10 protein-coding genes and 4 tRNA genes are annotated in these 16,321 nt (G+C 36.6%); 7 read left to right on the top strand and 7 right to left on the bottom strand.

The genetic code is table 11. From position 1 onward, the window contains the following. Window positions 1–27: 27 nt before the first annotated feature. Together ACEYOS_RS09975 and glgB are read right to left on the bottom strand one after the other, a co-directional pair. Window positions 28–1,434, bottom strand: coding sequence for a glycogen synthase (locus ACEYOS_RS09975; RefSeq protein ID WP_373709988.1), 1,407 nt, complete (start codon window positions 1,432–1,434; stop codon window positions 28–30). A 30-nt stretch (window positions 1,435–1,464) separates the two neighbouring features. Further along, window positions 1,465–3,564: a 1,4-alpha-glucan branching protein GlgB gene (glgB, locus tag ACEYOS_RS09970; protein WP_373709987.1), complete on the bottom strand. Its 2,100-nt coding sequence runs from the start codon at window positions 3,562–3,564 to the stop codon at window positions 1,465–1,467. Between the two features lie 237 nt (window positions 3,565–3,801). Here glgB and ACEYOS_RS09965 point away from each other — a divergent pair, with 237 nt between their 5' ends. Further along, on the top strand, window positions 3,802–4,938 hold the full coding sequence (locus ACEYOS_RS09965; RefSeq protein WP_373709986.1) for an alpha/beta hydrolase-fold protein: 1,137 nt from the start codon (window positions 3,802–3,804) through the stop codon (window positions 4,936–4,938). A 9-nt stretch (window positions 4,939–4,947) separates the two neighbouring features. On the opposite strand, the gene ACEYOS_RS09960 is transcribed toward ACEYOS_RS09965, so the two are convergent. Further along, window positions 4,948–5,358 (bottom strand): hypothetical protein, encoded by a 411-nt coding sequence (locus ACEYOS_RS09960; protein WP_373739208.1) that lies wholly within the window; start codon window positions 5,356–5,358, stop codon window positions 4,948–4,950. A 205-nt stretch (window positions 5,359–5,563) separates the two neighbouring features. Between ACEYOS_RS09960 and ACEYOS_RS09955 the strand changes: the two genes are divergently transcribed. Further along, window positions 5,564–7,705 (top strand): S46 family peptidase, encoded by a 2,142-nt coding sequence (locus ACEYOS_RS09955; RefSeq protein ID WP_373707656.1) that lies wholly within the window; start codon window positions 5,564–5,566, stop codon window positions 7,703–7,705. Between the two features lie 151 nt (window positions 7,706–7,856). Then, window positions 7,857–8,375 (top strand): transposase, encoded by a 519-nt coding sequence (locus ACEYOS_RS09950; RefSeq protein WP_373797569.1) that lies wholly within the window; start codon window positions 7,857–7,859, stop codon window positions 8,373–8,375. A 205-nt stretch (window positions 8,376–8,580) separates the two neighbouring features. Here ACEYOS_RS09950 and ACEYOS_RS09945 read toward each other — a convergent pair whose 3' ends face one another. The 4 genes from ACEYOS_RS09945 to ACEYOS_RS09930 all read right to left on the bottom strand — a co-directional run bounded on the left by ACEYOS_RS09945 (window position 8,581) and on the right by ACEYOS_RS09930 (window position 15,603). Continuing rightward, on the bottom strand, window positions 8,581–10,005 hold the full coding sequence (locus tag ACEYOS_RS09945; protein ID WP_373707654.1) for a hypothetical protein: 1,425 nt from the start codon (window positions 10,003–10,005) through the stop codon (window positions 8,581–8,583). Window positions 10,006–10,098: 93 nt separating this feature from the next. Beyond that, window positions 10,099–13,014: a M16 family metallopeptidase gene (locus ACEYOS_RS09940; RefSeq protein WP_373707653.1), complete on the bottom strand. Its 2,916-nt coding sequence runs from the start codon at window positions 13,012–13,014 to the stop codon at window positions 10,099–10,101. A gap of 54 nt (window positions 13,015–13,068) precedes the next feature. Beyond that, window positions 13,069–14,472 carry an aspartate ammonia-lyase gene (gene aspA / locus ACEYOS_RS09935; protein ID WP_373707652.1) on the bottom strand — a complete coding sequence of 468 codons (1,404 nt, stop codon included), beginning with the start codon at window positions 14,470–14,472 and terminating at the stop codon, window positions 13,069–13,071. A gap of 114 nt (window positions 14,473–14,586) precedes the next feature. After that, the gene (locus tag ACEYOS_RS09930; RefSeq protein ID WP_373707651.1) at window positions 14,587–15,603 is read right to left on the bottom strand and encodes an N-acetylmuramoyl-L-alanine amidase; all 1,017 of its coding nucleotides are present in this window, start codon (window positions 15,601–15,603) and stop codon (window positions 14,587–14,589) included. A gap of 132 nt (window positions 15,604–15,735) precedes the next feature. Between ACEYOS_RS09930 and ACEYOS_RS09925 the strand changes: the two genes are divergently transcribed. The 4 genes from ACEYOS_RS09925 to ACEYOS_RS09910 all read left to right on the top strand — a co-directional run bounded on the left by ACEYOS_RS09925 (window position 15,736) and on the right by ACEYOS_RS09910 (window position 16,284). After that, a tRNA-Ser gene (locus ACEYOS_RS09925) sits at window positions 15,736–15,822 on the top strand. Window positions 15,823–15,844: 22 nt separating this feature from the next. Further along, window positions 15,845–15,919 (top strand) — tRNA-Pro (locus ACEYOS_RS09920). 80 nt (window positions 15,920–15,999) lie between these two features. After that, window positions 16,000–16,073 (top strand) — tRNA-Arg (locus ACEYOS_RS09915). 136 nt (window positions 16,074–16,209) lie between these two features. Further along, a tRNA-Pro gene (locus ACEYOS_RS09910) sits at window positions 16,210–16,284 on the top strand. Window positions 16,285–16,321: the final 37 nt, after the last annotated feature.

Genomic DNA, 16,321 nt, shown 5'->3' with positions numbered 1-16,321 from the left:
ATCGTCACTGTATTGATGTTAAAAAAACTAGCTTTTGTAAAGATCCAGATACTTCTGTGCCGACTGTTCCCAGGAGAAATCAAAACTCATATTGGAGTGAACCAAACGACTCATCAAACCTTCTTGATGATAGATATGCAAAGCCCGATGCATGGCATGAACCGCCGCACTCGCACTTGCCTCACCAAAATTAATTCCACTTCCACCGGTAGAAATATCTTCTACAGTATCTCGCAAACCACCTGTATACCGTACAATCGGAACGGTTCCGTAGCGCATAGCGTACATTTGATTCAGTCCGCATGGTTCAACACGCGAAGGCATTAAAAGGAAGTCGGATGAAGCATAAATCTTATGAGACAAATATTCTTTGTAACCCAAATCAACTGCGAAATTAGAATAGACTTGCGACAATCCTGCTAATTGATTTTCAATATTTTTATCGCCTGAACCAAGAATAATAATATTCAAGGCGCCATAAGTTTCCTGAATGCTTTTCTCAACAATTTCGGGCAAAAAGTCAGCACCTTTTTCTCCGGCAAATCTTCCGATAAAACTGAAAAGTGGTAAGTCAGGATTTAAACCATACTCTTCGCACAATTCTTTTTTGTTTTCCCATTTTCCAGCGTCGGCATTTTTTTTATCAAAATTAAAAGCCAAAAAAGGATCAACTTCTGGGTCCCAAATTTCAGTATCTATTCCATTAATAATTCCGTTTGCTTTAGCGTGTTCCTGTCGGACTAAATGTTCTAAACCACGGAAGTTTTCGAAAAGCTCATCCATGTAACCGCCAGAAACAGCGTTGAACGCATGACAACATTTAATCATGGTTGTGAGTGGATTGATGTAGCCATTCCAATCGAGAAGACCCCATTTTCCACCATCGAACCAAGGAAAATAATTCGCCATTTCCCATCTCATCTGGCCTTGATATTCACCATTATGAATCGTACCAATGGTTTTAACGCCTTTCAGAAAACTAAACTCAGGACAATTTTCAATCATGAACGGAACTAAACCAGTATGATAATCGTGACAATGTAAAATATCAGGACGAATCTGCATCGCCGTTAACCAATGTAAAACGCCATGTTGAAAAGCTAAGAATTGCTGACTCTCATCCCAATAACCATAAGGATTATCGCGATCTAGAAGTCCTGGGATTTTCACCAAATACAAATCGAATCCTAAAACATTTGAGCGTTCTTTCATTACCGTCACCTGAAAAGTCTCGTTGTGCTGATGAATCCAACCATCAAAAACCAGTTCGAAACTGTGATCATGCACGAAAGGTTTATTGTACCACGGCATAATGACACTGGCTTCTACACCCTCGATTTTATTTAAATATTTGGGTAATGCTCCCACGACATCGGCAAGTCCACCGACTTTTGCAACGGGATAACATTCGATCGAAAGGTTAAAAATTTTCATATAAAAATTCAGATTTGAGGTTGGACTTTATTATTTTTTATTCTTTTTGACAGAAGGTTTTTCTATTTTCTTTGAAACTGCTATTTTCTGTTCATCACTTTTCAATGTTGATGTTTTCTTCACCGCTTTAGGTTTTTCTTCTACTTTTAAAGCTGCGACTTTCTTAACCGGTTTTTTTGGCGAGGCTTCCTTTTTAACAACGATTTTTTGGATGACTTTCTTCTTCGTTTTCTTTTGTCTTAAAATAACTCCAGCAAGTGGTGGTAATTTTAAGATAATCGCATTCGCTCGATACATCCACTCATCATCTTCTTCATCTACAATTTCTGCCTGTACACCACTTCCTGCAAATTCTTCATCATCTGAATTTAGAATTACTTCCCAATTCGTTCCTTCATCTACTCCGATTTTATAATCAAAAACTCTTGGCGTTAAATTTAAAACAACCATTAAAACATCGTCATCTTTTTTCCCTTTTCTTAAATAAATATAAATGGAATTATCGGCATCATTGGCTTCTACCCATTCCATTCCGTCGGGTGAGAAATTATTTTCGTAGAGTGCGGTTTCGTTTCGGTATAAATGATTTAACTTTTTAACAAAATCCTGCATTCCTTTATGAACAGGATATTTAAGTAAATGCCAGTCGAGACTTTGGGTAAAATTCCATTCGCCGGTTTGTGCAAATTCATTTCCCATGAATAATAATTTAGCACCTGGATGCGTAAACATATAAAGATACAGTGCCCGAAGATTTGCAAATTTCTGCCATTCATCTCCCGGCATTTTATAAATTAAACTGGCTTTACCGTGAACGACTTCATCGTGGGAAAGTGGCATCATGTAATTTTCATTAAAAACGTACATAGATCCGAAAGTCAACTTGTTATGCTGATATTTTCTGGTGTCGGGCTCTTCTTTAAAATATTTCAAAGTGTCGTGCATCCAACCCATCATCCATTTCATTCCGAAACCGATTCCGCCATCGTAAACCGGTTTGGTCAGCATTGGAAAATCTGAACTTTCCTCAGCAATAGTAATGATATCCGGGAATTCTTTGTAAACTGCTTTATTAAAATCCTGCAGAAATTTCTTGGCTTCTAAATTCACATTTCCGCCATAAATATTTGGTTCCCATTCACCTTCATTTCTGGAATAGTCCAAATGCAGCATCGAAGTTACGGCGTCAACGCGCAATCCATCGGCATGATAGCGATCCAGCCAGAACATCGCGTTGCTTATTAAAAACGATTTCACTTCAGGTCTTCCGTAATTGAAAATATAGGATTTCCAGTCAGGATGAAAACCTTTTCGTGGATCTTCGTGTTCATATAAAAACGTTCCATCAAAGAAATGCAGTCCATTGGCATCGCCTGGAAAATGAGACGGAACCCAATCTAATAAAACCCCAATATCGTTATTATGCAATTCATTAATTAAAAACATTAAATCCTGTGGTGAGCCAAAGCGAGAAGTTGCGGCGAAAAACCCAGTCACCTGATAACCCCAACTAGGATCATACGGATATTCCATCACTGGCATAAATTCAACATGGGTAAATCCCATTTCTTTAATATATGGAACTAATCGTTCTGCAATTTCTCTGTAAGTAAAGTACTTTTCGGGATCATCGGTGCCGCGCATCCAGGAACCGAGATGCATTTCGTAAACAGACATGGGTGCTTTCAGTGAGTTTTTATTGGCTCGGTCAGACATCCAACTTTTATCATTCCATTCAAACCAAGTGGTTGAGACTAAAGAGCCCGCCTGTAAATTCTGTTCCCAGCTGACGGCAAAAGGATCGCCTTTTTCGAGTAAAACTCCTTTGTTGGTGCGAATGCCATATTTGTAAACATCGCCCCATTTCAAGCCGGCGATAAATCCTTCCCAAATTCCAGATTCGTCCCAACGTGGTAATAATTTGTGGGTTTCAGAATGCCATTTGTTAAAATCTCCAATCACAGAAACCTCTTTTGCAAATGGTGCCCAAACAGAAAAATAGACCCCTTCTACTCCATCGATTTCAAGAGAATGAGCCCCAAACTTTTCATACAATTTATAGTGATTGCCTTCTTTAAAAAGGTAAATATCATGGTCGGTAAATAAAGAATGAGCGAGCACAGTTTGCATGATCTTAGAGTTTTCTAGTTTATTTTTGATAGGAAACACGGTTCCGCATTTCCTCCCTCAAATATATTTAAAATAAAAGTAAAAGGAGAACCATATCCTGTAAAAGTGAGAATAGCTGTCGAATGTTTCTCTCTTGTAATCATTTACTTAACAATAAATTTAAAGAGTCGTAGATTTCCTCAAATTCGTTCTTAATTAATTTCCTATTTTTAACCCTGAAAAATACAGAAAACACCTATGCGATTTACGCTACAATCTAAGGAAGACGACACAAGACCCGTTTTTATCACCGGAAATTTCAACAAATGGAATCCACGGGATTTATCGTTTGAACTGACTGCGACAACGGATAACATTTATTTCATCGAAATTGAAGATGAAAAACTTCCGGAACTGATCGAGTATAAATTTACACGCGGCGGTTGGGGAAATGTAGAAATTGATCGATTTGGAAATGTTACCCCCAATCGGAAAATTGAAAAAAAAGAATTAGAAACTGAAGATGAAGTTGAAAGATGGCGGATTAATTGGGGACCTTTTAAACAGGAATTCTTTCCAGTTGTTGAAATAATTTCTGAGAAGTTTTTTATTCCACAACTCAACAGGACTCGAAAAATCTGGGCACTTTTGCCTTATAATTATCATAAAACAAAAAAGGATTATCCTGTTCTTTATTTACAGGATGCGCAAAATCTTTTTAATGAAGGTTCGGCTTTCGGGAACTGGGAAATCGATAAAAAAATGTCGATCCTGGCGGAATATGGTCGAGGCGACGTGATTATTATTGCAATTGAAAATGGCAGTGACGATCGAATTAAAGAATACGTCTTAGACAATGATTCCATTACGGAAAATGCGGAAGGAAAAAAATATGTCCGTTTTCTGGCAGACACTTTGAAACCTTACGTTGATTCAGTTTATAGAACTAAACCTGAGAGAGAATTCACCGGAATTGGTGGTAGTTCTTTGGGTGGATTGATCAGTATTTATAGCGGTTTTCTTTATCCGGAAGTATATTCAAAATTAATGATCTTCTCACCTTCACTTTGGTTAAATCCTGAGAATAATTTTCCTCAAATGAACTTTAAAAATCCTTATGATATTAAAGTTTATATGTACGGCGGCGAACAAGAAGGTTCAGAAATGACGGAAAGAATTCAACTTTTTGAAAAAACGATGGAAGGTTGGGAAGATGCAACGTCGATGCAATTTGAATTCAAAGTTAGCATCAACGACGAAGGAAAACACCAGGAATTTTATTGGTCTCAAGAATTTCCACGAGCGATGGAATGGTTGTATTTTGATACGCAAGACGATCCAAAGGAATTGGCCATCAAAGCCGAAATCGTAAAAAATGAAACCTCGGAAATTTAAATCTTAGAATTACTTTTCATCAATTTCCTCTTTGACTTCATGCCATTCATTGTCTTTTAACTTTGCTTCTATCTTTTCTGTTTTAAGATTTTGTCTTAACAGGCCGAACAAACTCATGTAAACATTCGCGATAAAAACAACGGCAAAGAACGAAATTAAATAACCTCGCCAATCTTCAAAAAGCAACTGATAACCCGTAATGAAAATAAATAAAGCCGTCACATAATGGCTGAAACAATATTCGCAGGTAAATAAATAATAAAATTTTCGCTGTAAAATACTGTTACATTCTTCTGATTTTTTATTACAAAATTCTCTCGGCTCCCGAAAAATTTCTTCATGGGTGACGGTCCAGGCAATACATGCAACCGGAATTGCAATAATAAAAAGCTTTAGTAATTGAATAAAAATGGACTCCATAATTTGTTGATTTAAAAAAAAGAAATCAAATAATATTCCATCTGAAATAAGTTGATCAAGGCTTCACGAACATTTCAAATTATAGAGCCACTTAATGAACTGTTCCCATCAAATTCAAAGCAAAATAGTGATACGTCCTTTATTTCAGACCGTTGTATAAGGCATATTATCATAAATTTTCTTATTTTTAGGGCAAATTTTAAAAATGAATAGAAAGAATATTTTGCTATCGGCAATACTTTTTCCAGCAGTGATGGCTTTTGCCCAACAGTACGGCGGAATGTGGATTCCTACCGAACTTAACGAAAAGGAAATGAAGGATTTGGGAATGAAAATTTCTGCAAAACAAATTTTCGACCCTTCAAAACCGAGTATTAAAGATGCAGTAGTTCAGTTCAATGGTGGTTGTACGGCCGAAATTATTTCTCCACAAGGATTATTATTGACCAATCACCATTGCGGTTACGGTCAGATTCAAAAACATTCCTCGGTTGAAAATGATTATTTGAGCAATGGTTTCTGGGCAAAAGATATGAACGGAGAATTGCCCAATCCCGGAGTTACCGTAGATTTTATCGCAGATATCAAAGAAGTAACTGCACAAATCTTAGCTGGTACGCAGAACTTAGATGATAAATCTTCTCAAGCCATCATCAATAAAAATATGGACGCAGTGAAAGCTGGTTTCAAATTAGAGCCATGGCAAAAAGTAGTTATCAAGCCAGTTTATTACGGTAATAAATATTACGCTTATATCATTGAAACTTATAAAGACATTCGATTGGTAGGAGCACCACCGAGCTCAATTGGTAAATTCGGTTCTGATACTGATAACTGGGTTTGGCCAAGACACACCGGAGATTTTTCAATGTTCAGGATTTATGCCGACAAAGACAATAAGCCAGCGGAATATTCAAAAGATAATATCCCATACAAACCAAAATATTTTCTACCAGTTTCCATTAAAGATAAGCAGGAAAATGATTTCACGTTTGTTTTTGGATTCCCAGGAAGAACGACCGAATATTTACCTGCTATTGCCGTAGAAAAGGTAATGACCGAAACCGATCCTGCAATGATCGCTGTTCGTGAAGTAGCCCTGAAAACTTTAAACGAAAAAATGCGAACTGATGCGGAGACAAGAATTAAATACGCTTCTAAATATGCTTCGGTAGCCAATTACTGGAAAAAATGGATCGGCGAAGTTGAAGGATTGAAAAAATCTGACGCCGTTGGTAAAAAGAAAAAATACGAACAAACTTTAATGGCTAAAAATCCAGCGATTAAAACTACGATCGAGCAATTGAACAATTTGTACAATGAGCAATCGCCGTATTCATTAAACCGGTCTTATTATTCAGAAGTTGTTAGAAATGCCGAAACGCTTTCATTGGCAAATCAATATCTGAATTTCATGAGCAGCTATGAAGCTGGAAAAATTAATGACCAAACATTAACCGCTTTCAAAAATAGATTATCGGGAATTTATCAAAATTACAATGGTGAACTGGATGCAAAAGTAACGGCTCAATTGCTGGCACTTTATGCTGAAAAAACTCCTGAGAAATTTCTTCCTAACAATTTCAGTCAGCTGAAAGATGTGAATAGAAATATAGAAATGGTAGAAGGTTGGTCTAAAAATTCTGTCGTGACCGGTCGAGGATCTTTCAACGGAGCCACTGCTGCAACAAACATTGATAAAGTTTTTGCTAATCCAGCAGAGTTGATCAAAAACTTAAAAAATGATCCGATTATTCAGTGGGCTTCTGCAATGAAAGATTCCTACATGAAAACAACAGAAGGGAAATATTCAGAACTTCAGGATAAAATTGATGTGCTTCAGAAGAAATTTATGGCACAACAAATGGAAACCGATAAAGACCGTAAATTCTTCCCAGATGCCAACTCTACACTTCGTGTAACTTACGGACAGGTAAAAGGTTCTAATCCGAGAGATGCTGTTTCTTACGGTTACCAGACCCATTTAGAAGGCGTGATGGAGAAATATGTTCCTGGTGATTATGAATTCGATGTTCCGAAGAAATTGGTGAATCTTTATGACGCCAAAGATTACGGAGTTTACAAAGATAAAACCGGTGATGTTCCTGTCAACTTTACGGCAACCAATCATACTACTGGTGGAAACTCTGGAAGTCCGGCTTTGGATGCTTATGGAAACTTAATCGGTTTGAATTTCGACAGACAGTGGGAAGGAACGATGAGTGATATTAATTACGATCCGCGTTTTAGTAGAAATATTATGGTGGACACGAAATACATTCTTTTCATCGTTGATAAATATGCGGATGCGAAGTGGTTAATAAAGGAAATGAAGATTGTGAAATAATTTTTATTAAAATATATTGATTTGTAGGAGCGCGCCTTAGAGGCGCGTTCTTCTATTTTAAAAATTAATCAAGTATAAAATATATTTCCTAAATTTGATTACCTCTATTTTCAATATATTATTAATTAAATATTGAATACGCCTCTAAGGCATGTTCCTACGAGAATGGCATACCAATATCATAAACAATATCGTTTGCCTGGATTTGATTATTCGTCCAATAATTCCTATTTCATCACCATTGTTACGAAAGACCGAAAACATCATTTTGGTGAAATTTCAAATGACGAAATGTCTTTTACAGAAATTGGTTTTTTTTGCAGAGGAGCTTCTTAAGAATGCAACGTTAAAATTAGCACATTTAAAAATTGACCATTTTGTGATCATGCCGAATCATGTTCATTTTATAGCTACTATTTTTAAAGTAGATAATGATTTTAAAACTCCAAAAAATGGGTTAGCGCCACTAGTTCCTTGTTCTATTTCATCATTTGTGAATAGGTTTAAAGGACGATTAAAGAAATGGTGCAACGAAAAAAATTACGAATCTTTTGAGTGGCAAGCTAGATTTCATGATCGAATTATCAGGAATGAAAAAGAATATGATTTGATCGTGGCTTATATTCTGAATAATATTAAAAATTGGGGATCAGATTCTGAAAAATCATAAACATCAAAAATACCTTCCAAAAAAAAATTCCGGAAAATTCCGGAACTTCTGTTTTCACAGTTATCAGTTTAGTTTTTTACAATTAGATAGTACAAGAATATTGCTATGTATTGCATTACAAAGATGACCTTATTTCTTCAAATACAAAAGAGTAAAATCACCCAATTCTCTACTATAATCCACTAATTGACTGCAGTTTATTCAATTAACAGTTACAGTTTTCTCGTCGATGTCGCTTCATTTCATTATCCCAAAAAGGATACAATTTGATCGCGATATAAAAATCACCGGAGTGTAGTCTTTTCTGTTTAAAGATGAGGGGGAAAAGATTTTCACTTCCAAGAATTAAAGGTCCAATGCGTAGATAAGCTCCAACTTGAAGACTTCGGTATTCATACAACGATACAGAGCCACCATAACCGACAACTGGCTTTTGCACCGTGTAAGAAACATTAAAAATATTGGAGCGCTTAAGAGAATTTTCGAAGACAGGAATTCGCTGAATCCAATCGGCATTAAGATAATGGTGTTCTCGAATATTCTTGCTTATATTAAAATGAAGACTCGTCGGCAAACCGATCTTAAAATCAGTTCCCTGTAAAGAAGCATTTTCGTCGCCATAAACTTCATTACTTAAAAGCTGCAGAAATTGGTGTGGACTTTTAAACTTCGTGTTTTTAAAGGTTGGATTGTTTTCAAGTTCTACGGGCGAACCTTTTAATAAGTGATTTTCTCCTTCAAAACTAACGGATCCGATATCCAATACGTTAAGACCTGCTTTCAAATTATAATCCTCGGCGTTTGAATCGCGATCAACAAAAGTTAACCCAAAGTCGAACCCCAATCCGTTTCCGCGTTGCTGATATTCGTATCGATCGGTTTCAAAATTATAATTGGTAACAAAACTGGCCGCAATATCATAATCAGAAGCGACGATTGATTTTACATCTACTTCATCATTAGATCTGGTCAATTGAAACGGAACTTTGCTTTCTACATTCAAAGCATCTAAGCCGATCTCATATTTTATATTGCCGCCAATGATCCATTGATGATCTGAATAAGGAAAAATTGCTGTGGCGACATTTAAACCGATTTCGGCCCAATTCATAAAATTGATCTTCAAAGGTTTTAGGGTGTAAAGTTCCGGTTCTAAGAGATCCTGATTTCCAAATCTTAAATAATTATCAACGTTCACCGCTGAACTTTGAGTCCGCAATCTGGAAAACAATCCAACTGCAAAATCCTTTTCTTTGAGCTTTATTTTTAACTGAAAAGACGGACCCAGAATATCGGAACTCAAATGATAATTCCCGAGTTCTTTATTGTAAAAGTCAAAAACATCAGGAGTATTATCGCCCGTTATATTTTTCTTAATACTGGCTGATTTAATCTCAGCATTGATGAGACCGATAAAACTTTGCTGAGAAATAAATCCATAATCATTTTGAACAAATACATCTTCAGCGATAATAGTGATATCCCACGGATTTGGGTTAAGAAACGCTTGTGCAGGCGAAATCATGACCGAACTGATGCCGCTATACTGATCATTGCTAAACAATATAGATTCCTGTGCCTGAATCAAATAAGAGAATTGAACACAACAAAAAGCGACTAAATATTTCACCTTCTTAAAACAATTTTTTTTTAATTTTAGTATTGAACAAAAAAAAGTGAAACCGAAGTCTCACTTTTTTAATATTTTGAATTGAATTTTAAATTAGTATCCGAAGATCTCTTCTAAACTCACTTCCTGGAATTTTCCTATTTTATTAAGAGCATCCATATCTAAGTTCTCTTTTTTACCAATGATCGCCGTATTGTATTTCATCGGTTTCATCTGCGAATCGTAGAAATTGGTTAAATCTGCTAAAGATAATTGTTCAACTTCTTTGTAAATATCTTTTCTCAAATCATAATCAACGCCTAATTTTTTCAGGTTCAACTGATTGAAATAAATATTCGTTCTGTTAATTCTACCTGAAGCAATTTGTTTCAAAGCTGCATTTTTAGCATTATTAAACTGAGCTGGAATTTGCGGTAGATTCGCCATCAACTCATCCATTGCAGTAACTGCTTGCGGCAATTTATTCGCCTGAGTTCCGATGTAAGTCGTCACATAATCCGGACGATTCAATTCACTGCTTGAAGCATAAGAAACATACGCAGAATACGCTAAACTCTTACTTTCACGAATTTCCTGGAACACGATTGAAGACAATCCTCTTCCAAAATACTCATTGAAAACACTGATTTTTCCAAGGTTAGCTAAATTTACATTTGGTCCCTTTGCCACTTTCGCCATCTCGGTTTGTACCATGTCGTAATTGGTAAAATAGACGTTTCCATCGGTCGCTGGTTCAGGATAGTTTTGTTTTGCCGCAACTTTCATGGTTTCCTTTTCTACGAAAGGTTTTGCATATTTTTTAAAGGCGTTGAAATCCTGCCCGTAAAAGAAAATCTCGTAAGGCATTTTCAATAAGTTCTGTACTTTGTTGGTCATGTCTACGGAGTTGATCGCTTCTAACTGATCTTTAGAAAGTACATCGGTGAAGCGGGAAACCTTACCATATTTCGCATAATTTGACAAAGCAGCCATAATTCTACCCTTGTCTTTTTTAGCAACTTCACGACCTTCCAAAATTGTTTTCACATTCTCGGCGTAAACTTTCTGATCTGGTTTTGCGTTCTGCATCCAGTTTTTCAACAACTCGATTGCTTTCGGCATATTTTCTTCTAAACCGCTTAAAGAAATTCTAAGCTGATCATTTGAAGTCCTGAAATCATTAGAAATACCTAATTTGAAGAATTCTTTTTTCAAATCTTCAGCAGATAATTTGTCGGTTCCCAAATATTGTAATACCTGAGTAGCCAATCCTAATTCTTTGTCATTATCACTTCCGAAAGGGAACACAAAATGAGCTTGCGCAATATCGTTGTATTTATTATGAACGAAACTTACTTTTTTATCACCAATTTTATCGGTTTTAATCACTTTTGCGTAATCGATAAATTCTGGTTTAATATCAGAAGATTTCTGAGCTAAAATTCCTTTTAAAAATGGAGATTGCTCTTCTCTGTTCAATTTAATTGGAGTAATTCCCGGATTTTCTACGCGAACAAGTTTGTCGTTAACGCCTTTTTCTTTTTTAATGATAACATAATTATCTTGAAAAAATTCGTTGGCAAATTTCACGACGTCAGCTTTCGTAATTTTCTCGTATTCGTTGATCTCATTCAGTTCCTGTTCCCAAGTTCTGTCATTGATATAAGTTCCATATAAACTGCTTGCTAATCCATCAGCAGTTTCAAATGTTTTCATTCGCTGAATCTTCATATCATTAATGATCGCCGGAATTAACCATTCCTGGAATTCTCCTTTTTTCACTAAATCAATTTGATCTAACATTAACTTTTTCGCATCGTCAAAAGTCTGGTCATTTTTCGGAACAATAATTAAGGAGAAACTTCCGTATTTTTTAAATGCTGATTCGTAAGCCATTGCTCGCAAAGCTTTTTGACTTTGATTAATGTTTAAATCAATCAAACCAGAATCTCCGGAGTTGGTCAGGATATTTCCGACGATATCTGCCAATCTAGCATTTTGAGTTCCGTAAGAATCAGATCTCCAAGACATTTGCAATCTTGGTGTAGAAGGACTTTTTACAGTTCTTTCTACGATTTTAGTCATCGGATCTTCGGTGATCATTTGTTTTTTCGGCAATTCTTTATATTCAAAATTCCCGAAATATTGATCAACCATTTTGATTGTTTTGTCGAAATCTAAATCTCCCACCAAAACCATCGCGTAGTTGTTCGGCACATAATATTCGTCAAAATATTTGTGAATAGCAACCATTGAAGGATTTTTCAAATGCTCCGATTTTCCAATAGTCGTCTGCTGACCGTTTGGATGTTTTGGAAAAAGAGCGTCCATTAATTCATAATTTACCAAACGGCTATCGTTATCCTGAGAACGGTTGAATTCTTCGTAAACCGCTTCCAGTTCAGTATGGAATAATCTTAAAGTTAATTGAGAAAATCTTTCTTTTTCAACTTTCAACCATTTCTCCAATTCGTTGTTGGGAATATTGTTTTTATAAACCGTTTCATCTAACCAAGTATGCGCGTTAGTCCCCGAAGCTCCAAGCGAAGAGATCGCTTTGTCATATTCGTTAGCAATTGCATATTTACTGGCCTCCTGAGAAACTTCGTCTATTTTTTTATAAAGTGCTTTCTTTTTTTCTGGATCCTGCTCTGCTTTATGCTGTTCGTATAAGCTGGAAATCTGATCTAAAAGTGGTTTCTCTTTTACCCAATTTGCACTGGCCAAATTTGAAGTCCCTTTGAACATCATGTGTTCCAAATAATGCGCTAGACCTGTATTGTCAGCTGGATCATTATTACTTCCCGTTCTCACAGGAATGTAAGTCTGAATTTTTGGTGCGTCATCGTTTTTCGCCAGGAAAACTTTTAAACCATTTTTTAAAGTATAAACTCTTACACCTGTTTTATCATTGATGACGGTTTCATATTGATAGCCGCTGTTGTCAGTTGCTTTTTTAGTTTCAAATTTCTGCGCGTCAGCCAGCATGAATGCTCCGATCATTGCTATTGTTGTTAAAATTTTTTTCATTAATTATTTAAAATTATCCGATTATCTCTATAAGTCAGCTTTTATCGCTAAAAGTTACATTGGCTGATGGGGTTTCAACATATTTTCAGGATCCAGAATTTCGTTGAGTCGTTCTTCAGATAAAATCCCCCGCTCTAATACCAGATCATAAACACTTCTTCCTGTCTGCAAAGCTTCTTTGGCAATTTCAGTAGAATTTTTATAGCCGATATAAGGGTTCAAGGCAGTTACGATCCCGATGCTGTTTCTGACCATATTCAGACACGCTTCTTTATTGGCGGTAATTCCTACCACACATTTTTCTCTTAAAGTATCCATCGCATTTCCTAAGAAAATCATACTTTCCATGATCGAATGAGAAAGAACCGGTTCCATTACGTTCAACTGTAACTGTCCTGCTTCTGCTGCAAAAGTAACGGTTAGATCATTTCCGATCACTTTAAAACAAACCTGATTCACTACTTCTGGAATAACAGGATTTACTTTTCCTGGCATAATTGAGGAGCCCGGCTGCATTGCTGGAAGGTTGATCTCAAAAAATCCTGCTCTTGGACCTGAAGAGAGTAAACGAAGATCATTACAGATCTTAGAAAGTTTCACCGCTAATCTCTTTAAAGCAGAAGAATAAATGACATAAGCTCCCGTATCTGGCGTTGCTTCCACTAAATTTGGTGCAGAAACAATGGCGAAACCGGTCAATTGAGAAAGGTTTTTAGCACACAGATTGGCATAACCAACCGGCGCATTTAATCCAGTTCCGATGGCCGTTGCACCCATATTTACTTCAACAAATAGGTTGGCGTTTCCGTTTAATTTAGAGATATCTTCTTCCAGAGTTGCCGCAAAAGCTTCAAACTCCTGCCCCATACTCATTGGCACTGCATCCTGTAATTGGGTTCTTCCCATTTTGATCACGGGTGCAAGCTCTTTTCCTTTTTCACGAAATGCTTCAACTATTTTCTTAAGCTTCTCTACCAACTCAACATTCATCGCCAGTAAAGCCATTTTCAATGAAGTTGGATAAGCGTCGTTCGTCGATTGTGAAAGATTGATATGATCATTTGGAGAGCAAAACTGATAATCTCCTTTTTCTTTTCCTAATTTTTCTAAAACCCGGTTGGCAATAACCTCATTCGCATTCATATTCACCGAAGTTCCCGCTCCACCTTGAATCATATCGATCGGGAATTCTTCATGTAGTTTTCCAGCAACAAGTTCATCGCAGGTTTCTGCAATCATTTTGTAAAGATTTTCCTCCAGTAAGCCCAATTCATAATTTGTTTTTGCAGCTGCTTTTTTTACAATTGCAAGTCCTTTGATAAAATGTGGATAAGAAGAAAGGGTCTGTCCTGAAATTTTAAAGTTATCAATGGCCCGCTGGGTTTGAACTCCATAATATGCATTCTGAGGAACCTGTAAAGTTCCTAATAAATCGCTTTCATTTCTGAAATTTTCCATAAAAATAATTTTGTTGAGAAGGTTAAGATTATTTACTGCTTTATTAAATTGATCTAAAAAGTATGTAAAAAATGAGCGATTTTTATCGCCCACTTTTAGAATTGTAAAGATATTTTATTTATTTGGATACTTCAAGTTTAAGGCTTGTAAAATTGCCCATGTTTCAGCGTCCATCATCCCAGAATAATTCTGCGGTCGGAAATGATATTGAAAAGTTTCAATCGTTTTCTTAGTAGTATCATCATACTCACCAGTCGGATTGATATCGTATCCGAAATCCCGCAATGCACCTTGAATTTTAAAAATAAACGAAGGAACCGTCATTTGCATGGCATAATCGTCTAAAACTGCGGTGTCGTAAAAGTTTTGTTTGGTACTTTCATCATACCACATTCCAATCTGATACTCATCATATAATTTTTTCCACGGAAATTTTGGTCCTGGATCCTGCTTTCTGGTCGGCGCGACATCAGAATGTCCGAGAACATTAGTGGCGGGAATCATGTATCTGCGGGCAAGATCTTTCACCAAGGCGGCAACTTTTCTTACCTGTGCTTCCGGATATTCAGGGAAAATTTTAATTCCGCTTGCGTCTGTTTTATAACCAGCATTCACGATCTCAATTCCGATAGAGGTATCGTTTAACATTTTATCTTTTCTCCAAGCACTTATTCCAGCATGATAGGCTCTTTTATTTTCATCAACTAATTGATAAATTTCATTATCACCAAAATCATTCACTAAATAGTGAGCACTTACTGATTGCTGCGTTAAAACAGTCACCGACTTGTCATCATCTAAAGCTGTATAATGCAGAATGATATATTTCTGACGAAAATTCTGACCTACGGAAGGGAAAAAAGTTTTGACCACTTTGTATCCTGCAGGATTTGCAGAAACGATAGAACCATAGCTGGCCGTATTATCATTTTTGGTTGCATCGGCGATATTTTCTCTGAAAAAATCGACTCCATGCTCGTTGTGAACTTTCGGTTTTTGAACGGAAACTACAGGTTTTACAGGTGAAACTTTGGGCATTGTTGGTTTAACCGCGGCAGATTGAATATTTTTTTGCGATCCGCAAGAAATAATTAGTAATCCTAAGGATATGATAGATAATGTATTACGCATGTAATTTGAAATAATTTAAAATTAGAGTCAAAAATACGAATATTTTTTAGGAATTTATTTTGGTTTATAACAAAAACTCTTTTATATTTGCACTCGCAATTACAGAACAGACGCTCTTATAAATATTGCACTGGAGAGTTGCCTGAGTGGCCGAAAGGACTTGTTTGCTAAACAAGCGTATGGGAAACTGTACCAAGGGTTCGAATCCCTTACTCTCCGCAACTTTCGCCAAAAAATTATTCGGGGCGTAGCGTAGTCCGGTCATCGCGCCTGGTTTGGGACCAGGAGGTCGCAGGTTCGAATCCTGCCGCCCCGACTTTGTAGAAAACTCTTTCGAGAGTTTTCTTTTTTAAAAAATTCATCTTCCCAACGATGAGTTTGAAAATCCCAAAAATTGGGTGCGTAGCTCAGCTGGATAGAGCATCTGCCTTCTAAGCAGACGGTCACAGGTTCGAATCCTGTCGCGCTCACTGAAAAAGACCGAGAATTTTCTCAGTCTTTTTTTTGTTTAATTGTAGAAAAGATTTTTTGATCTGTATCAGAATCTTTGGTAAAATTATAAATTTGACTCTCTGCACTCTCTGCAGGTTTAGTTAAAAAATTACTCGGGGCGTAGCGTAGTCCGGTCATCGCGCCTGGTTTGGGACCAGGAGGTCGCAGGTTCGAATCCTGCCGCCCCGACTTTATAGAAAACTCTTTCGGGAGTTTTCTTTTTTTT

It is taken from the genome of Kaistella sp., assembly GCF_041824135.1.
In the GTDB taxonomy this organism is placed as follows: domain Bacteria; phylum Bacteroidota; class Bacteroidia; order Flavobacteriales; family Weeksellaceae; genus Kaistella.
This window is presented reverse-complemented; position numbering and strand designations above follow the sequence as displayed.